This window comes from Buttiauxella sp. AC038 (genome assembly GCF_979253565.1).
Genome location: NZ_CEEDCQ010000001.1, coordinates 661,649 through 682,802 on the forward strand (window position 1 = coordinate 661,649; position 21,154 = coordinate 682,802).

Genomic DNA, 21,154 nt, shown 5'->3' on the forward strand with positions numbered 1-21,154 from the left:
GTTTTTTAGCTCGCTTTCCTTTTTCATTCAATACACAGGGATTCTGTATGCAACTACTCATGGGATTGATCGGCATGATCGTTCTGCTGCTGATCGCCGTTCTACTTTCCAGTAATCGCAAAGCAATTAATCTGCGTACTGTTTTAGGTGCATGGATTATTCAGGTCGGTATCGGGGCGCTAATCCTGTATGTTCCGGTCGGTCGCCAGGTTCTGCTCGCTATGTCCGAAGGGGTCGCTAACGTAATTGGTTACGGTAACGCCGGTATTTCCTTCCTGTTCGGTGGCTTAGTTTCAGACAAAATGTTCGAAGTCTTTGGCGGCGGCGGATTTATTTTCGCACTGCGTGTTCTGCCAATTATTGTCTTCTTCTCCTCACTGATTGCTGTGCTGTACTACCTTGGCATTATGCAGTTTGTTATTCGTATTCTCGGCGGTGGTCTGCGCAAGATTCTGAAGACTTCCCGTACAGAATCTCTGTCTGCAACAGCAAATATCTTTGTTGGTCAGACTGAAGCTCCGCTGGTTGTTCGTCCTTATATCGCCACTATGACGCGTTCAGAACTGTTCGCTGTAATGTGTGGTGGTTTGGCTTCTGTTGCAGGTTCAGTACTGGCAGGTTACGCGCAAATGGGCGTGCCACTAGAGTACCTGATTGCCGCTTCATTTATGGCAGCCCCTGGCGGGTTACTGTTCGCCAAAATTATCCTGCCTGAGACCGAAACGCCAAACGACTCACCTGAACTGGACTCTTTGAAAAATGATCCAGACCGCCCGGCAAACGTGCTGGATGCTGCGGCATCAGGTGCAGCTTCTGGTATGCAACTGGCTCTGAACGTGGGCGCAATGCTGCTGGCGTTTGTTGCTTTAATTGCACTGCTTAACGGTATGCTTTCTGGCATTGGTGGTTGGTTCAACTATCCGCAACTGTCTATGGAACTGATTCTCGGCTGGGTGTTCTCACCGCTGGCATGGGTTATCGGTGTACCGTGGAGTGAAGCTAACGTTGCTGGTTCCTTCATCGGCCAGAAGTTAATCATCAACGAATTTGTGGCGTACCTGAACTTCGGGGAATACCTGAAAGATGACGCGACTGTAGCGGCAGCAGGTCTGCAAGTTCTGTCAGATCACACCAAAGCAATTATCTCCTTCGCTCTGTGTGGTTTTGCTAACCTTTCTTCTATCGCTATCCTGATTGGTGGACTTGGAAGCATGGCTCCAAACCGTCGTCATGATATTGCCCAGTTAGGTCTTAAGGCTGTAGCAGCAGGTACATTGTCAAACCTGATGAGTGCCACAATTGCCGGGGTCTTCCTGTCATTATAAAAAAGAGATGTTAAAATTATAACATCTCTGTGAAATCAATGGCTGGCGCTTGCGCCGGCCATTTTTTATATCTGGCGATGACTTTTCCGTTATCACTCGTTGTTAAATCACATATACTGTACAAATTATGTAATTTCATCGTGGCTTTTGTGAAGCTATCCGCAAAACCATCAGGGTTGTGAATGTTATAATTATAACATCGCAACTGATTCTATATCTTTTGTTGGAGAATGTTATGACCGATTTAACTGCAAGCAGCCTGCGCGCCCTGAAACTGATGGATCTGACCACTCTGAATGACGATGACACTAATGAAAAAGTGATCGCACTTTGTCATCAGGCAAAAACTTCAGTGGGCAACACCGCAGCTATTTGTATCTACCCGCGCTTCATTCCAATCGCGCGTAAAACTCTGAATGCTCAGGGCACACCTGATATTCGCATCGCGACGGTGACCAACTTCCCACACGGCAACGACGATATCGAAATCGCGCTGGCTGAAACTCGTGCTGCTATCGCTTATGGCGCAGACGAAGTTGATGTGGTTTTCCCATACCGTGCGCTGATCGCCGGTAACGAACAAGTTGGTTTCGAACTGGTGAAAGCCTGTAAAGAAGCCTGTGCTGCGGCTAACGTTTTGCTGAAAGTCATCATCGAAACTGGTGAGCTGAAAGAAGAAGCGCTGATTCGTAAAGCTTCTGAAATCTCTATCAAAGCAGGCGCTGATTTCATCAAAACCTCTACTGGTAAAGTGCCAGTCAACGCAACACCTGAAAGCGCACGCATCATGATGGAAGTTATTCGTGATATGGGCGTTGAAAAAACTGTTGGTTTCAAACCAGCTGGTGGCGTGCGTACTGCTGAAGATGCAGCGCTGTTCCTGTCTATCGCTGATGACCTGTTTGGTGCTGACTGGGCTGATTCGCGTCACTACCGCTTTGGTGCTTCCAGCCTGCTCGCGAGCTTGTTAAAAGCGCTGGGTCATGGCGACGGCAAAAGCGCAAGCGCTTACTAATCTCTTCCTTTGCGGCGGGCTCCCCGCCGCATTTCACCTGATGCACTCAGGGGGTTACCTTGTTCCTCGCTCAAGAAATTATTCGTAAAAAACGTGATGGCCATGCTCTAAGTGATGAGGAGATTCGTTTCTTCATTAATGGTATTCGAGATAACACCATCTCCGAAGGGCAGATTGCCGCACTGGCAATGACCATTTTCTTCCACGACATGACTATGCCTGAACGCGTATCACTGACCATGGCGATGCGAGATTCAGGAACCGTGTTGGACTGGAAGAGCCTTAACCTGAACGGCCCAATCGTTGATAAACACTCAACGGGCGGCGTGGGTGATGTGACGTCCTTGATGCTCGGCCCAATGGTGGCGGCATGCGGTGGTTATATCCCAATGATCTCTGGCCGAGGTTTAGGCCACACTGGTGGTACGCTCGATAAACTTGAAGCGATCCCAGGCTTTGATATTTTCCCGGACGATAACCGTTTCCGCGACATCATCAAAAATGTCGGCGTGGCGATTATCGGCCAGACAAACTCGCTTGCTCCGGCTGATAAACGTTTTTACGCCACGCGTGACATTACCGCGACCGTAGATTCCATTCCGCTTATCACCGCGTCGATTCTTGCGAAGAAACTGGCAGAAGGCCTGGATGCGCTAGTGATGGATGTGAAAGTGGGCAGTGGCGCATTTATGCCAACTTACGAGCTTTCCGAATTGCTTGCTGAAGCGATTGTTGGCGTGGCAAATGGCGCGGGCGTTAAAACCACGGCATTGCTGACTGACATGAACCAAGTGCTGGCATCCAGCGCGGGTAATGCTGTTGAAGTGCGTGAGGCCGTGCAGTTCCTGACTGGCGAATACGTGAATCCACGTCTGCATGAAGTGACCATGGCGCTGTGCGTGGAAATGTTACTTTCCGGCAACCTTGCGAAAGACGACGCCGAAGCGCGTGCCAAACTGCAAGCAGTGCTGGATAACGGTAAAGCGGCAGAAGTATTTGGTCGTATGGTTGCAGCTCAAAAAGGGCCGGCAGACTTTGTCGAAAATTACGCGAAATACCTGCCAACCGCGGTTCTGAGCAAACCTGTATTCGCAGACCGTGCTGGTTTCGTAAATCAGATGGACACTCGTGCATTAGGTATGGCGGTTGTTTCCATGGGCGGTGGTCGTCGTCAGGCTTCTGATTCTCTGGACTACAGTGTTGGCTTTACCGACATGGCTCGTCTGGGCGAGAGTGTAGATACCTCACGTCCACTGGCAGTGATTCATGCAGCAAGTGAAGCTCAATGGCAGGAAGCGGCACGTGCTGTTAAAGCGGCAATTAAAGTTAACGAGACCGCACCGGCACAAACGCCAGATGTGTATCGCCGTATTAGCTAATTGCTGGCATACTGATCTGATCACTTTTTGAAACGCCTCCGGGCGTTTCAGGCGCAACGACGCAGGAGAAATTATGAAACGTGCATTTATTATGGTGCTGGACTCTTTCGGTATCGGCGCAACAGAAGATGCAGCAAAATTTGGCGATGTTGGCTCTGATACTTTCGGGCACATCGCAGAAGCTTGTGCCAAAGGCGAAGCAGACAAAGGCCGTAAAGGGCCACTGAATTTGCCAAACCTGACCCGCCTGGGTCTGGTGAAAGCCGCCGAAGGCTCTACCGGCAAAATCCCAGCAGGTATGGACGGTAATGCAGAAGTTATCGGTGCATATGGCTGGGCGCATGAACTGTCATCAGGTAAAGACACGCCGTCTGGCCACTGGGAAATCGCCGGTGTTCCTGTGTTATTTGACTGGGGTTACTTCTCTGATACGCAAAACAGCTTCCCGCAAGAATTGCTGGATAAACTGGTTGAGCGTGCAAACCTGCCAGGTTACCTCGGTAATTGCCACTCATCCGGTACTGTGATTCTCGATGAGTTGGGCGAAGAGCATATGAAAACCGGCAAGCCGATTTTCTATACCTCTGCTGACTCGGTGTTCCAGATTGCTTGCCATGAAGAAACTTACGGCCTCGATAAACTTTATGAGCTGTGCGAAATCGCACGTGAAGAGTTGACCGAAGGTGGCTACAACATTGGCCGTGTTATCGCGCGTCCGTTTATCGGCGATAAAGCCGGTAACTTCCAGCGTACTGGTAACCGCCATGACCTGGCTGTTGAACCGCCAGCACCAACCGTGTTGAAAAAACTGGTTGATGAGAAAAATGGTCAGGTTGTTTCCGTGGGTAAAATTGCGGATATCTATGCTGAAGTCGGTATCACCAAAAAAGTGAAAGCAACCGGTCTGGATGCGCTGTTTGACGCCACCATCAAAGAGATGAAAGAAGCGGGCGACGACACTATCGTGTTCACCAACTTCGTTGATTTCGACTCATCTTACGGCCACCGCCGTGATGTAGCGGGTTACGCTGCAGCTCTGGAACTGTTTGACCGCCGTCTGCCAGAACTGATGGCACTGCTGAAAGAGGACGATATTTTAATCCTCACCGCTGACCACGGTTGTGACCCAACCTGGCAAGGCACTGACCATACTCGCGAACACATTCCGGTGCTGGTTTACGGCCCGAAAGTGAAAGCCGGTTCTTTAGGTCACCGTGAAACCTTCGCCGATATCGGTCAGACGGTTGCTAGCTATTTCGGTACGTCTCCGATGGATTACGGTAAGAACATGCTGTAATACCCGTCATTCTTTGAGCCGCAGGGGTGTTGGCTGAAAAAGCTCACCTGCGACTCGAATTATTTAGGGTATATGGATTACAGATTTGGGTGAGATGTTTTATCCGCCCAGACGTTTACCTCTTAAAACAAGGATATAGATATGGCAACGCCACATATTAATGCTGAGATGGGTGATTTCGCAGACGTCGTTTTGATGCCTGGCGACCCGTTGCGTGCAAAACACATCGCAGAAACTTTCCTCGAAGATGTTCGTGAAGTGAACAACGTGCGTGGCATGTTGGGCTTCACCGGTACTTATAAAGGCCGCAAAATCTCTGTAATGGGTCACGGTATGGGTATTCCGTCCTGCTCCATCTACACCAAAGAACTGATCACTGATTTCGGCGTGAAGAAAATCATTCGTGTGGGTTCTTGCGGCGCGGTTCGTGCTGATGTGAAACTGCGTGACGTGGTTATCGGCATGGGCGCTTGTACCGACTCTAAAGTTAACCGTCTGCGTTTTAAAGACCACGATTTCGCAGCTATCGCTGACTTCGATATGGTTCGCAATGCCGTTGATGCGGCTAAAGCGCTGGGCGTAGACGCTCGCGTAGGCAACATCTTCTCCGCGGACCTGTTCTACACGCCAGACCCAACCATGTTTGACGTAATGGAAAAATACGGCATCCTGGGTGTGGAAATGGAAGCTGCAGGTATCTACGGCGTGGCAGCAGAGTTCGGTGCTAAGGCACTGACTATCTGTACTGTATCTGACCATATCCGTACTCACGAGCAGACGACTGCGGAAGAGCGCCAAACTACCTTTAACGACATGATCAAGATTGCTCTTGAGTCTGTGTTACTGGGCGACAAAGAGTAAGATTCAAAAGGGTGCTTCGGCACCCTTTATTGTTCATAGTATCTATTCACTCAAACCCCTTCATTCTCCTCGGTTTCTTTACCTTTCAAATATATAGCGCTATAAATCAATTCAAGTATCTATTCACTAATCTATTCTCATGAGCGCTCTGACTGATTTATTACTACACGGGCCACAAACTGCAAACTCATTGCGGCAGCGTTTGGGTGTCAGCCAGGCGACGTTTTCACGTCTGGTAAATACTGAAAGTGATGTAATCAAAGCGGGGGCGGCCAGAGCGACTCAATATGCCCTGATCAGACCTGTGCGTCAGATTCGGCAGTTTCCATTGTGGCAAATAGATGATGCGGGGCAGGCCTGGCGTTTTGGTGACTTGTACCCCATCTGGCCGAGAGACATCTGGCTGGAAATGCTGATATTTGCACGGCAATTCTGGCTTGAGGCAAGCCAGAACCAAGAAATTAGCCAGGCGTTTCGCGAGCTATGCAGGGGGATGGCATTAGAACTTGATACCGTTGAGGCAAGCATTAAACGGCTCGCTTAGCGCACCGTCTGAGCAATCCACGTGCTCAACTCGCGTAATTCCGTTTCTTGTTCCGGAAAATCGGCAATCAACGTTTCACACTGCTGTTGCAACATATCGCTACGATACAAACAACCCTGCAAGCGCGCCGCCAGAGCTTCCAGCGGGGCCGGATTCAGGCTATCAGTGAAGATTTGCGTGCGCGTGATATGCCCTTTCTCAACGTCGAAATGCAGCTCAACACCGCCCCAGGTAAAACGCTGATCCAGCAAGTGACTGAATGCAGGTGCCTGGCCGAAATTCCATTCCCAGCTGCTTTGGCGAGCAAAGATTTCCGTAAACCCAGGGAGGTCGGGCAGGGCATCAGGCGAGATATGTTCTGCTTCAACGCGCTCGCCGTAATAAGCAAAGAATGATTCGCGCACGGCATCGCAAATTTGCTCATGAGTCAGGCCAGGATGGATCTCGCCAAGATTGGTAACGCGGCCGCGTACTGAGGTAATACCTTTGGCCTGGAGTTTTTTCTCATCTGGATTCAGGTAGTTAGCCAGGCGGCTTAAATCTGCGTTGAGCAACAGTGTGCCATGGTGGAAGCCGCGGTCCATGGTTTCTTTATACGCGGACCCTGAAACTTTGCGTGGCCCTTCAGCAGTGGCAACTTCCAGATCGTTGCGCCCGGAAGCAGTCGCGCTAATTCCCAGTGAATTGAGTGCATTCACCACAATGGCGGTAGATACGCTTTTATCGTATTCAGGCTTCCCGGCCATAAACGTGAAACAGGTATTCCCCAGATCGTGGAAAACCGCGCCGCCGCCACTGCTGCGCCTTGCCAGGCGCACGTTATCTTCTTCCATGCGACGGGTATTGCACTCTTTCCACGGGTTTTGCGCCCGCCCAATAACTACGGTATCTGCGTTACGCCATAAAAAGAGTACGCGCTGGGTCGCGGGCATCTGGCGGAAAATACACTCTTCTACGGCCAGGTTGAACCAGGGATCGTAAGAGTCAGAAATCAGTAGTCGTAAGGTAGTCATCGTAGAAATCCTTTCTTATTTACGGCTTATTATCAGCCTGTTCTTCCTCATCTTCTTTCACTTCGGTATTTGCAGTGAGAAGGAAAGGAGACTGCTGCCAGCGGGTGCGTTTGCCCTGCAAAAGAGTACGCGTCAGCACAATGCCAATTGCCAGTGCCAGCAACATCATCAGGCGCAAAATATTTGTGGTGTTATCCACCTGTTTAGCTTCGGTAGCGAGCGTGTGGGTATCAAGCGTGATTCGCAGATAGCCAACCGGCCCGTCTTTATCTTCAATCGGCTGAACAATTTGCTGATTAAAATAACTGCCTGCTTTTTTGCCATCCAGCGCCAGCCTGTCACGCACGCCAATTCCTTCACCTGCTCGCGCGATTTGGCCGCCGCTATCGTCATAAACGCCCGCATCGAGAATACGGCTATCTTGGGTCAATAACTTGAGGACGGCTGAAATCTTTTTCTCATCTGGGTTTTCGGATTTCATCAGCGGTGTCAGGTTGTAACTCACCTGGCGCGCCAAAGTTTTGGCCAGCTCTTCAAGCTGTACATTACGGGCTTGTTGGTGCCCCTGGCTAAACCATGAAGCCCCCTGCATCAACGCGACTAAAAGTGCGAGGCAGATAAGCACAATCACTGCACGATGCAGCCTGAATTTCATTTTTGCCCGAGCCATAATGCACCTTAGGAAAATTGCCGATTTTACTGCGCAGTTTAATGTTGCCAGAAGCGGCTCTGACAAGGTAGCCTCATGCGTTGTTTTGTCCCGGCCTTTATCTTTATTCTGGAGTTATGATGCCAAATAGTCTGACCTGGTGCGACCTGCCGACCGATGTCTCTCTCTGGCCTGGGTTGCCGCTATCGTTAAGTGGTGATGAAGTCATGCCACTCGATTACCGTGCTGGCCGCAGTGGCTGGCTTCTGTATGGTCGGAATCTGAATAAAGAGTGCCTGAATCACTACCAACGTAAATTGGGTGCGGCGATGGTAATCGTCACCGCATGGTGTGTTGAAGACTATCAGGTTATTCGCCTGGCAGGTTCATTAACACCGCGAGCAACTAAGCTTGCGCACGAGGCTGGGCTGGATGTCGCACCGCTGGGTAAAATCCCACATCTTCGCACGCCGGGTCTGCTGGTGATGGACATGGATTCCACCGCCATTCAAATCGAGTGCATTGATGAAATCGCCAAACTGGCAGGCACCGGTGAAATGGTAGCGGAAGTGACGGAGCGCGCGATGCGTGGCGAACTCGACTTCGCGGCAAGCCTGAAGCAACGTGTTGCGACCCTCAAAGGAGCAAATGCTTCTATTTTGCGCCAGGTACGTGATGAACTGCCACTGATGCCAGGGCTGACTTCTCTGGTGCTTAAGCTTGAATCGCTAGGCTGGAAAGTGGCTATTGCTTCCGGCGGCTTCACCTTCTTTGCGGAATATCTGCGCGACAAACTGCATTTGCATGCAGTAGTGGCAAATGAGCTGGAAATTTGCGACGGCAAGCTGACGGGTGAAGTTATTGGTCAAATTGTTGATGCTCAGTTCAAAGCAGATACGCTCAAGCGCCTCGCGGATAAATATGAAATCCCTGTCGAACAAACTGTTGCGATTGGTGATGGCGCGAATGATTTACCGATGATTCTGTCTGCCGGGCTGGGTATTGCTTATCACGCGAAACCGAAGGTTAATGAGAAAACAGAAATCACCATCCGTCATGCTGATTTGATGGGTGTATTCTGTATTCTTTCAGGCAGTCTTATTCAGGAAGAACGCTAATGGCCAAAGCGCCGAAACGTGCATTTGTCTGCAACGAATGTGGTGCAGATTATCCTCGCTGGCAAGGGCAATGCAGCGCCTGCCAGGCGTGGAACACTATCACTGAGGTGCGCATTGCCGCCTCTCCGACAGTTGCGCGTAACGAGCGTTTATCTGGTTATGCCGGCAGTGCGGGCGTCAGCAAAGTACAAAAACTTTCTGATATCAGCCTCGAAGAACTGCCACGTTTTTCTACCGGTTTTAAAGAGTTCGACCGCGTACTGGGCGGCGGTGTGGTGCCGGGTAGCGCCATTCTGATTGGCGGTAACCCTGGCGCGGGTAAATCCACGCTGCTGCTGCAAACACTGTGCAAACTCAGCGAACAGATGAAAACGCTGTACGTCACGGGTGAAGAGTCGCTGCAACAAGTGGCGATGCGTGCGCACCGCTTAGGTTTGCCGACTAACAACCTGAATATGCTTTCGGAAACCGGCATTGAGCAAATCTGCATGATTGCCGAAGAAGAAGCGCCGAAGCTGATGGTAATCGACTCCATTCAGGTGATGCATATGGCCGACGTACAATCGTCGCCGGGCAGCGTAGCGCAGGTGCGTGAGTCTGCCGCTTACCTGACGCGCTTTGCCAAAACGCGCGGCGTGGCGATTATCATGGTCGGCCACGTCACCAAAGATGGTTCACTTGCCGGGCCAAAAGTCCTCGAACACTGTATCGACTGCTCGGTGATGCTTGATGGCGATGCCGATTCCCGTTTCCGCACCCTGCGCAGCCATAAAAACCGCTTTGGTGCGGTGAATGAGCTGGGCGTATTTGCCATGACGGAACAGGGTCTGCGTGAAGTGAGCAACCCTTCCGCTATCTTCCTGAGTCGTGGTGATGAAGTGACGCCCGGTAGCTCTGTGATGGTTGTGTGGGAAGGGACGCGTCCGCTGCTGGTAGAAATTCAGGCGCTGGTGGATCAATCTATGATGTCCAACCCACGCAGGGTTGCTGTTGGCCTGGAACAAAACCGTCTGGCGATTTTATTGGCCGTTTTGCACCGCCATGGCGGGCTGCAAATGGCTGACCAGGATGTGTTTGTTAACGTGGTTGGCGGTGTGAAAGTTACCGAAACCAGTGCCGACCTCGCGCTTTTACTGGCGATGGTTTCAAGTCTGCGCAACCGGGCTCTGCCACAAGATTTAGTGGTGTTTGGTGAGGTTGGGTTGGCAGGTGAAATTCGCCCGGTGCCAAGCGGGCAGGAACGTATTTCTGAAGCCGCAAAACACGGTTTTAAACGGGCGATTGTGCCGCAGGCGAATGTGCCGAAAAAATTACCAGAAGGGATGCAGGTCTTCGGGGTGAAAAAACTTGCTGATGCGCTGTCGGTATTTGACGACTTATAATTGATACCCGTCATAATTCAGGTTGCAGCAGTGTTGGCTGCAACTCGAATGATTTAGGGTATATTTCCCATTTTGCAGGAGCAGGCAACATGTCGTCTTTTGAGTACCTGAAGACTGCTATTCGTCAGCAGAACGTTACGCTACAGCAAGTTGCAGAATCCTGCGGCATGACCAAGGGTTATCTTAGCCAGTTACTGAACGCCAAAATCAAAAGTCCAAGTGCGCAGAAACTGGAAGCATTACATCGTTTCCTCGGCCTTGAATTTCCCCGGCGTGAGAAAAAAGTGGGCGTTGTCTTCGGAAAGTTTTATCCGCTGCATACCGGCCATATCTACTTGATTCAACGCGCCGCAAGCCAGGTTGATGAGTTACATATCATCATGGGCTATGACGAAACCCGCGATCGTCTTCTGTTTGAAGACAGTGCCATGTCGCAACAGCCGACAACCGGTGACCGTCTGCGCTGGTTGCTTCAGACCTTTAAATACCAGAAAAACATTCGCATTCATTCATTTAACGAAGAAGGGATGGAGCCGTATCCACACGGTTGGGATGTCTGGAGCCGCGGCATCAAAGCTTTTATGGAAAGCAAAGGCATAAATCCTGACTGTATCTACACCTCTGAAGAGAATGATGCACCACGTTTTATCGAACAGCTCAGTATTGAAACCGTGCTTATTGATCCGAAACGCACATTTATGAATATCAGCGGTGGGCAGATCCGCGAAAACCCGTTCCGCTACTGGGAATACATTCCAACTGAAGTGAAACCGTTCTTTGTCCGAACCGTCGCGATTCTGGGCGGTGAGTCGAGCGGTAAGTCGTGGATGGTGAATAAGCTCGCCAACATTTTCAACACGACCAGCGCCTGGGAATACGGGCGTGACTATGTCTTTTCCCATCTGGGTGGCGATGAGATGGCATTGCAATATTCTGACTATGATAAAATTGCGATTGGCCATGCTCAGTACGTTGATTTTGCAGTTAAATATGCCAATAAAGTCGCTTTTATCGATACTGACTTTGTCACCACTCAGGCATTCTGCAAAAAATATGAAGGGCGTGAGCACCCATTTGTGCAGGCGCTGATTGATGAGTACCGCTTTGATCTGGTGATTTTGCTGGAAAACAATACTCCGTGGGTAGCCGATGGCTTGCGTAGCCTGGGCAGTGATACCGACAGGAAATCGTTCCAGAATCTTTTGGTGTCGATGCTTGATGAGAACAACATCAGCTACGTTCATGTAGAAGAACCTGACTACGATTCTCGCTTCTTGCGCTGTGTTGATTTGGTGAAGAACATGATTGGCGAGCGGGGATAATCGGGCTTGTCAAAAAAGGGGGCGCATTAAGCGCCCCATTTTTATTACTTCGTTACGCGCTTGTACTTAATACGCTTAGGTTCCAGCGCATCCGCACCCAGGGTGCGTTTCTTGTACTCTTCGTACTCAGTAAAGTTGCCTTCGAAGAATTCCACTTTGCCTTCATCCTGGTAATCCAGAATGTGCGTGGCGATACGGTCCAGGAACCAACGGTCGTGCGAGATAACCATTGCACAGCCTGGGAATTCCAGCAGGGCGTTTTCTAACGCGCGCAGGGTTTCGATATCCAGGTCGTTTGTTGGTTCATCGAGCAGCAGTACGTTGCCGCCAACTTGCAGTAATTTTGCAAGGTGCAGACGACCACGCTCACCACCGGACAACTCACCGACACGTTTACCCTGGTCGACGCCTTTGAAGTTAAAGCGACCAACGTACGCACGGCTTGGCATTTCGGTGTTACCGACACGCATGATGTCCTGGCCGCCGGAAACTTCTTCCCACACGGTTTTGCTGTTGTCCATTGCATCACGGAACTGATCCACAGACGCCAGTTTGACGGTTTCGCCCAGTTCAATGGTGCCGCTATCTGGCTGTTCCTGGCCAGACATCATACGGAACAGGGTAGATTTACCCGCGCCGTTCGGACCGATGATCCCGACAATTGCACCTTTCGGTACAGAGAATGTCAGGTCTTCAATCAGCAGGCGGTCGCCGTAGGATTTACGCAGATTGGTAACCTCAACGACTTTATCGCCCAGACGTGCGCCTGGTGGAATAAACAGTTCGTTGGTTTCGTTACGTTTCTGATATTCAGTGTTATTAAGCTCTTCAAAGCGAGCCAGACGCGCCTTGCCTTTGGACTGGCGGCCTTTCGCACCCTGACGTACCCACTCCAGCTCTTTCTCGATGGATTTACGGCGAGCCGCTTCCGAAGAGGCTTCCTGAGCCAGACGTTCGTCTTTCTGCTCAAGCCAGGAGGAGTAGTTACCTTCCCACGGAATACCTTCACCGCGGTCAAGTTCCAGAATCCAGCCTGCAACGTTATCGAGGAAGTAACGGTCGTGGGTAATCGCCACAACAGTGCCTTCGAAGTCGTGCAGGAAGCGCTCGAGCCACGCCACGGATTCAGCATCCAGGTGGTTCGTTGGTTCGTCGAGCAGCAGCATGTCTGGTTTTTCGAGCAGTAGGCGGCACAGTGCTACACGGCGGCGTTCACCACCGGACAGGTTAGCAATTTTCGCATCCCAGTCAGGCAGACGCAGCGCATCAGCAGCACGTTCTAGTTGCACGTTCAGGTTGTGACCGTCGTGTGCCTGAATGATTTCTTCAAACTTACCCTGTTGGGCAGCCAGCTTGTCGAAATCGGCGTCCGGCTCGGCGTATTTAGCATACACTTCGTCGAGGCCTTTCAGGGCATTAACCACTTCAGCCACGGCTTCTTCAACCGACTCACGGACGGTATGTTCAAGGTTGAGTTGCGGTTCTTGCGGCAGATAGCCGATTTTCAGTCCTGGTTGTGGACGAGCTTCGCCTTCGATGTCGGTATCAATGCCGGCCATAATGCGCAGCAGCGTGGATTTACCGGAACCGTTCAGACCCAGTACGCCAATCTTGGCGCCAGGGAAGAAACTAAGAGAGATATTTTTCAGGATATGACGTTTCGGCGGAACAACTTTGCCGACTCGATGCATGGTATAAACGAATTGAGCCACAGTGCGACTTCGCCTCTTTTTCGTGATTTAAGATGGTTCGTATCAAAGGCGAAGTGTAGCCGTTTTCAGCAGGTAATCCCAGCAGGGGAAGTAGGATGTGTTACCCGAAACACTCTGGACAGTGTTATACCCAAAATAACGTGCTCTGGCGTGGCGAAACAGCAATAGCAGAGTTAGCATGAAGTAACTAATGGCGGCATGATGCTGCCTGTAAATATGTGAGGAGAACTTGTGGGGAAAGCCAAACAAGTCGCGGGACAATTGCTGGTGGCAATTGTAAGCCTTGCGGCATTAACTCATGCAGTTCGTGCGGATTCGCTCGATGAGCAACGCAGCCGATACGCACAAATCAAACAAGCGTGGGATAGCAAGCAAATGGATGTGGTGCAGCGAATGATGCCCACGTTGCAGGATTATCCTCTCTATCCTTATCTCGAATATCGCCAGATTACAGATGACTTAATGAATGAGCCAACGCTTGTCGTTAGTCGCTTTATTGAGGCAAACCCAACACTGCCGCCAGCCCGCTCCCTGAAGTCACGCTTTGTGAATGAACTCGCCCGTCGTGAAGACTGGCGTGGCTTGCTGGCATTTAGCCCTGAGCAGCCGGGCACGACTGAATCTAAATGTAATTATTACTACGCGAAATGGAACACCGGCCAGACGGATGACGCATGGGCGGGAGCAAAAGATTTATGGCTGACCGGGAAGAATCTGCCGTCAAGCTGTGACCGTTTATTCTCGGCGTGGCGCTCTTCAGGGACACAAGATCCGTTGGCCTATCTGGAGCGTATTCGCCTGGCGATGAAAGAGGGCAATACCTCGCTGGTCAACAACCTCGCAAGCCAAATGCCTGCGGATTATCAGACCATATCCAGCGCGCTAATAACTCTGCAAAACAATCCCAATTCGGTGCTGACTTTTGCGCAAACCGTGGGTGCAACAGACTTTACGCGTCAGGCTGCGGCAATTGCTTTTACTCGAGTGGCCCGGGATGACGTAGAAAATGCGCGCATGATGATCCCTTCACTGGTGCAAGCGCAGCAACTTAATGACTCTCAGGCTCAGGAGCTTAGAGATACCGTCGCCTGGCGTTTGATGGGCAATGATGTTACGGCCGAACAGGCTGCATGGCGCGATGATACCATTATGCGTTCAGAATCCACGACGCTAGTTGAGAGACGTGTACGTATGGCGCTGGGAACGGGCGATCGTACTGGCCTGAATACCTGGCTTGCGCGTTTACCGATGGAAGCCAAAGAGAAAGATGAATGGCGCTATTGGCAAGCAGATCTATTGTTGGAACGAGGCCGGGATGCGGAAGCCAAAGAAATTCTGCATTCTTTAATGCAGCAACGCGGATTTTACCCAATGGTGGCAGCCCAGCGTTTAGGGGAAGACTACCCGTTGCGTGTAGACAAAGCGGTAGCGGTGAATCCTGCGCTGGTCCAGGGGCCAGAAATGGCACGAGTGCGCGAGTTAATGTACTGGCAGATGGATAACACTGCGCGCAGCGAATGGGCTAATTTAATCACCAGCCGCAGCAAACCAGAGCAGGAAGGATTGGCACGTTACGCGTTTGATCAAAACTGGTGGGATCTTAGCGTACAGGCAACGATCGCCGGGAAGCTCTGGGATCATCTGGAGGAACGTTTCCCTCTGGCGTATAAGGATGTTTTCTCTCGTTATGTTAGCGATAAAGATATCTCGCAAAGCTATGCAATGGCGATTGCGCGTCAGGAAAGTGCCTGGAACCCGAAAGTGAAATCACCTGTTGGAGCCAGCGGCTTGATGCAAGTTATGCCCGCTACGGCTGCGCATACTGTGAAAGTCTTCAACATTCCAGGTTACAGCAGCCCCTCTCAGTTACTCGACCCTGAAACCAATATCAATATTGGCACCACGTATTTGCAGTCCGTCTATCAGCAATTTGAGAAGAACAGGATCTTCTCCTCAGCTGCTTATAATGCGGGGCCGGGTCGAGTCAGAACCTGGCTTGGTAACAGTGCCGGTCGCATCGATGCAGTTGCGTTTGTTGAGAGTATTCCCTTCTCTGAAACGCGCGGATATGTGAAAAACGTGCTGGCTTATGATGCGTATTATCAATACTTCATGGGTAAATCCGCACCGTTGCTGACGGACACTGAGTGGCAACGCCGTTATTGATTTTGGGGTGTCCATGTTATGCTATCGTACTAGTTAATTAGTATGAAGTAGGGTGGCATAACATGACTCAGCACTCTCAATACTCGGCAGAACATGCCGAACAAAGCAATCAAGAGTGGCTCCGCTTTGTGGAGTTACTACAGCAATCGTTCGATAAGCAGTTGCATATGCCGTTGTTGATGTTGCTACTGACACCAGACGAACGCACAGCCCTTGGGACTCGTGTCAGAATTGTCGAAGAGTTACTGCGCGGCGAGATGAGTCAGCGTGAGCTTAAAAATGAACTAGGTGCGGGGATTGCGACTATTACCCGTGGTTCAAATAGCTTGAAATCTGCTCCACCAGAGCTGCGTGCATGGCTGGAGCAGGAATTATTGAGCGCTAAAGGTTAACGATAAACGTCGTTATGAAATGGGCTCAACGCCAGAATAACCGCCTGGTGGTAAACGCTACTGCGAGTCAATTTCCCGGCGGTAAACACGCCAATCGCACCCTCTTTACGGCCAATTTTATCGATACCGGTATAGGCAGACATCACAGGCCCTAACGCTTCGCCTGCACGTACTTTTTCAAGAATGATGGTGGGAAGTGGGAGCGTTGCTGAACGGGCTTCGCCACGCTTATTTTGGTTTTCAATCACTACCCAACTGAATGTACTGTCATCATCAATTCCTGCCTCAACTGCCACCCAAAAATCAGCTTCCGGACGCACCTGACGGGCGTTCATAATTCGGCATCGTGCGCCAGTTCGCGTTTCATGGTTTCCAAATGGCTGTTCAGGCACACCACTATCGACGGCGACGGGTTCAATATGGCAGCATCCCTCCCCATAGATATCGTCGAATGCCTGGTGAATTGCCTGAATTTTGGCTGGATTAGTTGTTGCGCAGACGACATGGTACATAATCAGTGAAACTCTCAAGAAATTGTTGCCGCAGTATAACGGAAAAAACGCATGTTACAGGTATACCTTGTTCGCCACGGCGAAACGCAGTGGAATGCGCAACGCCGCATTCAGGGCCAGTCAGACAGTGCGCTGACTGAAAAAGGAGAACGCCAGGCCGAGCAGGTGGCCGAGCGGGTTAAAACGCTAGGCATTACTCATGTGATTGCCAGTGATTTGGGGCGCACGCGCCGCACCGCTGAGATAATTGCGCAGGCATGTGGTGTGGATGTCACGCTGGATGCGCGTTTACGTGAGCTGGATATGGGCGTGCTAGAACGCCGTAATCTGGACACGCTAAGCGAAGAAGAAGAGAGTTGGCGTCGTCAGTTAGTTAATGGCACTGCTGATGGGCGTATTCCCGAAGGGGAAAGCATGCTCGAGATGAGTGAGCGTATGCACGCGGCTTTGAATGCTTGCCTGGATTTACCCGCTGGCAGTCGCCCATTGCTGGTTAGCCACGGTATGGCGTTAGGCTGCCTGGTGAGTACGATTCTGGGGTTACCGGCCTGGGCTGAACGTCGCTTACGTTTAAGAAACTGTTCGATTTCCCGTGTTGATCACCAGCAAAGCCCGTGGTTGGCTTCCGGCTGGGTGGTTGAAACGGCAGGGGACATTTCTCATCTGGATGCCCCTGCGTTGGATGAACTTCAGCGTTAGTTAACGACGTACTGGGATCAGATACTCACATCTGATCTGCATCGGACGGTCATGAACACGCGCTTCTTCTTGCGGGAAGAAGCGTTCAATATCCTGGCCTTTGCGACGAGTCAGATTCAGAGACGGCATGCAGGTTCCGTAAATGGTCAGGATAAACTCCTGTAAACCCGTGCCCGGCCCTTCGTAGTCGAACTGCACGTAATCCCCACCTTCCAGGCTGACCGGATGAGAGTCGGGTAAGAAACCATTTGCCATTTCAGGTGTTAACGCCGTGGTATAGAAGACTTCTTGTTCGTCGTCTTTCTCGATGCTTGGGCGCGGCTCATGCAGACCATACAATACGCGCGGCAGTGTCGGAGAATTCCCGAGGAACTGTGTCCAGAACTGGATACGCATTTCATTACGGAAATCAGAGATTTGCTCAAGCGTGCAGCTGTAACTTTGCGTGACCCCCACCAAATGTGTTTTTGGCAGAGTGATAAATTGCGCTTGAGGAAGAGTAAACTCATCTAAACGCAGCGGCGGACGCATACCGAAAGCGCTCCAGTCAGGTGAGCGACGATAGAGTGCCGGTGTTTGGGCAAATTGCTTTTTGAAGGCGCGAGTGAATGTCTGCTGAGAATCAAAGCGATACTGCAAAGCAATATCAAGGATAGGTCGAGCGGTTAGACGCAACGCCACAGCTGACTTTGATAAACGACGTGCGCGGATGTATGCACCGATGGCATGACCCGTAACATCTTTGAACATCCGTTGTAGATGCCACTTGGAATAACCTGCTTTTGCCGCCACATTATCAAGAGACAGTGACTGATCCAGATGGCCTTCTAGCCAAGTTAATAGATCGCGAATGATCCCTGTCTGATCCATATAATATCCTCATCCTGGCACGGTGAGTGCCGTCAATGTGGGCGATGATAGCACTTTTTGTTTGCATGACATTCAGAGTTTTTTTTAACAAGACGTGCCAAAATCAGTTACTCATTCGAACAATTTTATTAATAACGTGATATTTAACGGTTTTTTAGCCCAAGGTGTGAATAGTCGCTTAAGGCAATCTTAACTAATGGTAACAATATGAAATATAAAGTTTTAGTCGCGCTTAGTTCGTTGCTATTTATTTCACTGGGTGTCCAGGCGGAAGAAATTGGCTCAGTTGATACCGTTTTCAAGGTGTTTGGCCCTGACCATAAGATAGTTGTTGAGGCATTTGACGATCCGGATGTTAAAAACGTCACTTGCTATATAAGCCGTGCAAAAACGGGTGGTATTAAAGGTGGGCTAGGACTCGCAGAAGATACTTCAGATGCGGCGATTTCTTGCCAGCAAGTTGGGCCAGTAGAGCTAAGCGAAAAAATTAAAGCGGGTAAAACTCAGGGTGATGTTGTGTTCCAGAAACGGACATCATTGGTGTTCAAGAAACTGCAAGTCGTGCGTTTTTATGATGCTAAACGTAACACTCTGGCCTATCTGGCGTATTCCGACAAAGTGGTTGAAGGTTCACCAAAAAATGCGCTGAGTGCGGTGCCAATTATGCCGTGGAAGTAACAGGGAGCACGCGATGAGCCAGGCCACTATCTGGTTAGTTGAAGATGAAACCAGTATTGCTGATACGTTGATCTACACGTTACAGCAAGAGGGGTTTTCCGTGCGTGCCTTCGATCGCGGCTTGCCTGTGCTGGACGCTGCACATCAAGAACGCCCGGATCTGGCTATTCTGGATGTTGGCCTGCCTGATATTAACGGCTTTGAATTATGTCGCCGCCTGCTGGCTGATTACCCGGATCTACCGCTGCTGTTTCTTACCGCGCGCAGTGAAGAAGTCGATAGGTTGATTGGCCTTGAGATTGGCGCTGATGATTACATCGCCAAACCGTTTTCCCCACGTGAAGTTTGCGCGAGGGTGCGAACGGTGCTGCGTCGCCTGCAGAAACAACGGCAGGCTTTAGCCGGGAGCGCCCTGCGGATTGGCCTGTTCGAGTTCAATGAAATGGCCGCGCAGATCTCCTGGTGCCAGCAGCCATTGCTGCTGACGCGTTACGAGTACCTGCTACTGAAGACTTTTTTACAGTGGCCGGGTCGAGTATTTTCCCGCCAACAATTGATGGATCTGGTATGGAGTACTGCCGAAGAAAGTTTTGATCGCACAGTCGATACACACATTAAAACGCTGCGTGCCAAACTGCGGGTGATCAACCCCGATCTTTCACCGATCAACACGCATCGTGGCTTAGGCTACAGTCTTGGTGTTAATTAATGCGCATCGGGATGCGCCTGCTGCTGGGCTATTTTTTGATTGTGGCGATTGCGGCCTGGTTTGTGTTGTCTATCTTTTTACAGGAAGTTAAGCCTGGCGTTCGACGCGCAACGGAAGGCACCCTAATTGATACCGCTACGCTACTGGCCGAATTTGCTAAAGCCGATATGCTGGTGGGAAATGCACAAAACGGCCAGCTCGCGCAGGCGTTTTCCCGGCTTAATCAACACTCCTTCAAGGCCAATATCAGTGGCATTACCAAATCCAAAAATGAATACCGTGTTTATCTAACTGATACGAAAGGCATCGTTTTATTTGATTCCAGCGGCAAAGCAACTGGTGAGGATTACTCGCGCTGGAATGATGTATGGCTGACGCTACAGGGTAAATACGGTGCACGCAGCACGCCGGTAAACGCTAACAACCCTGAAAGCACAGTGATGTATGTGGCCGCACCCGTGCGCGACGGGAAAAACATCATTGGTGTGTTGAGTGTTGGTAAGCCAAACAGCGCAATGGACCCGGTTATACGCCGCAGTGAGCGGCGCATTCTGTGGGCGGGCATTGCATTACTGGGCATCGCTTTGCTGATTGGTTTCGGGTTTGTGTTGTGGATTAACCGGGCCATTGGGAAACTGGTTCGCTATGCAGACTCGGTCACGACCGAGCACCCTTTACCGCTACCTAAACCGGGCAGTAGCGAATTGCGTAAATTGGCGTTGGCGCTAGAAAGTATGCGGCTGAAACTCGAAGGGAAAACGTATATAGAGCAGTACGTTCATGCCCTGACTCATGAGTTGAAAAGCCCGATGGCGGCGATTCGTGGTGCGGCAGAAATTTTACGTGAAGGCCCGCCGCCAGAAGTTGTGGAGAAGTTCTCTGCGAACATTCTTCAGCAAAATCTGCGCATGCAGCAGCTGGTCGATAATCTATTATGCCAGGCGAAACTGGAAAGCCGGGTTGAAATCACGGCTCAACCGATAAGTCTGGCAGTGCTATTTTCCTCGCTATGCGAAAGCCGCGAAGTGCTCGCCCGCAGTAAACAAATCTTGCTAAGAATCGATAAAAATGTTCCCGAAGAACTTACCGTTGATGGTGATCCAGCTTTGCTTGAGCAAGCTGTTGGGAATTTGCTGGATAATGCGCTCGATTTTACTCCACCCGCTGGGGAGGTGGTTTTAAGTGTTGAACAGAATATTGGACAGACTACTATTCTGGTTTCTGATACAGGAAGCGGGATACCTGATTATGCAAAAGAACGCGTATTCGAACGTTTTTACTCATTGCCCCGCAGCAACGGGCAAAAAAGCAGTGGCTTAGGACTGGCATTTGTCCGTGAAGTCGTACGTTTGCATCGTGGAACCATAACTCTTGAGAATCGTCCTGAAGGTGGTGTGCAAGCTCGATTAGCATTGCCTGAAAAATAACTCCCGCACTTCACCGTCCCTTCACATAACTTCATTTAGCCCCCACAAACGCTCGCTATCCTCTGCCCATCAAAAATGGAGGGG

19 protein-coding genes and 1 pseudogene are annotated in these 21,154 nt (G+C 50.6%); 15 read left to right on the top strand and 5 right to left on the bottom strand.

The window, feature by feature from the left end:
- Window positions 1-47 precede the first annotated feature (47 nt).
- From AC0IXI_RS03230 to AC0IXI_RS03255, 6 genes and pseudogenes are all read left to right on the top strand, one after another.
- Window positions 48-1,325, top strand: a complete 1,278-nt coding sequence (locus tag AC0IXI_RS03230) for a NupC/NupG family nucleoside CNT transporter (protein ID WP_064513871.1) — start codon at window positions 48-50, stop codon at window positions 1,323-1,325.
- 235 nt (window positions 1,326-1,560) lie between these two features.
- On the top strand, window positions 1,561-2,340 hold the full coding sequence (gene deoC / locus AC0IXI_RS03235; RefSeq protein ID WP_064513868.1) for a deoxyribose-phosphate aldolase: 780 nt from the start codon (window positions 1,561-1,563) through the stop codon (window positions 2,338-2,340).
- Between the two features lie 59 nt (window positions 2,341-2,399).
- Entirely contained in the window at window positions 2,400-3,719 is a 1,320-nt protein-coding gene (gene deoA, locus AC0IXI_RS03240) for a thymidine phosphorylase (RefSeq protein ID WP_064513866.1), read from the top strand.
- 73 nt (window positions 3,720-3,792) lie between these two features.
- Window positions 3,793-5,016, top strand: a complete 1,224-nt coding sequence (gene deoB, locus AC0IXI_RS03245) for a phosphopentomutase (RefSeq protein WP_413499072.1) — start codon at window positions 3,793-3,795, stop codon at window positions 5,014-5,016.
- A gap of 141 nt (window positions 5,017-5,157) precedes the next feature.
- Window positions 5,158-5,877 (top strand): purine-nucleoside phosphorylase, encoded by a 720-nt coding sequence (gene deoD, locus AC0IXI_RS03250; protein WP_034459469.1) that lies wholly within the window; start codon window positions 5,158-5,160, stop codon window positions 5,875-5,877.
- 139 nt (window positions 5,878-6,016) lie between these two features.
- A pseudogene (locus AC0IXI_RS03255) lies at window positions 6,017-6,268 on the top strand (type II toxin-antitoxin system HipA family toxin YjjJ); the annotation flags it as partial.
- 149 nt (window positions 6,269-6,417) lie between these two features.
- Here AC0IXI_RS03255 and lplA read toward each other — a convergent pair.
- Together lplA and AC0IXI_RS03265 are read right to left on the bottom strand one after the other, a co-directional pair.
- Window positions 6,418-7,434, bottom strand: coding sequence for a lipoate--protein ligase LplA (gene lplA, locus AC0IXI_RS03260; protein ID WP_471681921.1), 1,017 nt, complete (start codon window positions 7,432-7,434; stop codon window positions 6,418-6,420).
- 19 nt (window positions 7,435-7,453) lie between these two features.
- Window positions 7,454-8,104, bottom strand: coding sequence for a YtjB family periplasmic protein (locus AC0IXI_RS03265; RefSeq protein WP_064513858.1), 651 nt, complete (start codon window positions 8,102-8,104; stop codon window positions 7,454-7,456).
- Between the two features lie 119 nt (window positions 8,105-8,223).
- Here AC0IXI_RS03265 and serB point away from each other — a divergent pair, with 119 nt between their 5' ends.
- The 3 genes from serB to nadR all read left to right on the top strand — a co-directional run bounded on the left by serB (window position 8,224) and on the right by nadR (window position 11,905).
- A complete protein-coding gene (gene serB, locus AC0IXI_RS03270) occupies window positions 8,224-9,201 on the top strand; it encodes a phosphoserine phosphatase (protein WP_064513856.1) in 978 nt (325 codons plus the stop codon).
- Window positions 9,201-10,583, top strand: coding sequence for a DNA repair protein RadA (radA, locus tag AC0IXI_RS03275; RefSeq protein ID WP_064513854.1), 1,383 nt, complete (start codon window positions 9,201-9,203; stop codon window positions 10,581-10,583). The genes serB and radA overlap by 1 nt, the downstream gene beginning before the upstream one ends.
- An 89-nt stretch (window positions 10,584-10,672) precedes the next feature.
- Window positions 10,673-11,905, top strand: a complete 1,233-nt coding sequence (gene nadR / locus AC0IXI_RS03280) for a multifunctional transcriptional regulator/nicotinamide-nucleotide adenylyltransferase/ribosylnicotinamide kinase NadR (RefSeq protein ID WP_064513852.1) — start codon at window positions 10,673-10,675, stop codon at window positions 11,903-11,905.
- Between the two features lie 44 nt (window positions 11,906-11,949).
- On the opposite strand, the gene ettA is transcribed toward nadR, so the two are convergent.
- Window positions 11,950-13,617, bottom strand: coding sequence for an energy-dependent translational throttle protein EttA (ettA, locus tag AC0IXI_RS03285; RefSeq protein WP_064513850.1), 1,668 nt, complete (start codon window positions 13,615-13,617; stop codon window positions 11,950-11,952).
- Window positions 13,618-13,848: 231 nt separating this feature from the next.
- Here ettA and sltY point away from each other — a divergent pair, with 231 nt between their 5' ends.
- The gene (sltY, locus tag AC0IXI_RS03290; RefSeq protein ID WP_134184695.1) at window positions 13,849-15,783 is read left to right on the top strand and encodes a murein transglycosylase; all 1,935 of its coding nucleotides are present in this window, start codon (window positions 13,849-13,851) and stop codon (window positions 15,781-15,783) included.
- A gap of 62 nt (window positions 15,784-15,845) precedes the next feature.
- Window positions 15,846-16,175 carry a trp operon repressor gene (gene trpR / locus AC0IXI_RS03295; RefSeq protein ID WP_064513845.1) on the top strand — a complete coding sequence of 110 codons (330 nt, stop codon included), beginning with the start codon at window positions 15,846-15,848 and terminating at the stop codon, window positions 16,173-16,175.
- Here the strand turns inward: trpR and yjjX are convergent.
- Window positions 16,172-16,687 (bottom strand): inosine/xanthosine triphosphatase, encoded by a 516-nt coding sequence (yjjX, locus tag AC0IXI_RS03300; protein ID WP_064513843.1) that lies wholly within the window; start codon window positions 16,685-16,687, stop codon window positions 16,172-16,174. The two genes, trpR and yjjX, sit on opposite strands and share 4 nt — an antisense overlap.
- Window positions 16,688-16,738: 51 nt before the next feature.
- Here yjjX and gpmB point away from each other — a divergent pair, with 51 nt between their 5' ends.
- Window positions 16,739-17,386: a 2,3-diphosphoglycerate-dependent phosphoglycerate mutase GpmB gene (gpmB, locus tag AC0IXI_RS03305; protein ID WP_134184691.1), complete on the top strand. Its 648-nt coding sequence runs from the start codon at window positions 16,739-16,741 to the stop codon at window positions 17,384-17,386.
- Here the strand turns inward: gpmB and robA are convergent, their stop codons facing one another.
- Window positions 17,387-18,256 (bottom strand): MDR efflux pump AcrAB transcriptional activator RobA, encoded by an 870-nt coding sequence (gene robA / locus AC0IXI_RS03310; RefSeq protein ID WP_064513839.1) that lies wholly within the window; start codon window positions 18,254-18,256, stop codon window positions 17,387-17,389.
- A 207-nt stretch (window positions 18,257-18,463) separates the two neighbouring features.
- On the opposite strand from robA, the gene creA reads away from it, so the two are divergent.
- Genes creA through creC form a run of 3 tightly spaced genes read left to right on the top strand, consistent with a single transcriptional unit; the run spans window position 18,464 to window position 21,070 of the window.
- Entirely contained in the window at window positions 18,464-18,934 is a 471-nt protein-coding gene (gene creA / locus AC0IXI_RS03315; RefSeq protein ID WP_034459446.1) for a protein CreA, read from the top strand.
- A 13-nt stretch (window positions 18,935-18,947) separates the two neighbouring features.
- Window positions 18,948-19,643, top strand: a complete 696-nt coding sequence (gene creB, locus AC0IXI_RS03320) for a two-component system response regulator CreB (RefSeq protein WP_134184689.1) — start codon at window positions 18,948-18,950, stop codon at window positions 19,641-19,643.
- Window positions 19,643-21,070: a two-component system sensor histidine kinase CreC gene (gene creC / locus AC0IXI_RS03325; RefSeq protein WP_413499069.1), complete on the top strand. Its 1,428-nt coding sequence runs from the start codon at window positions 19,643-19,645 to the stop codon at window positions 21,068-21,070. The genes creB and creC overlap by 1 nt, the downstream gene beginning before the upstream one ends.
- Window positions 21,071-21,154: the final 84 nt, after the last annotated feature.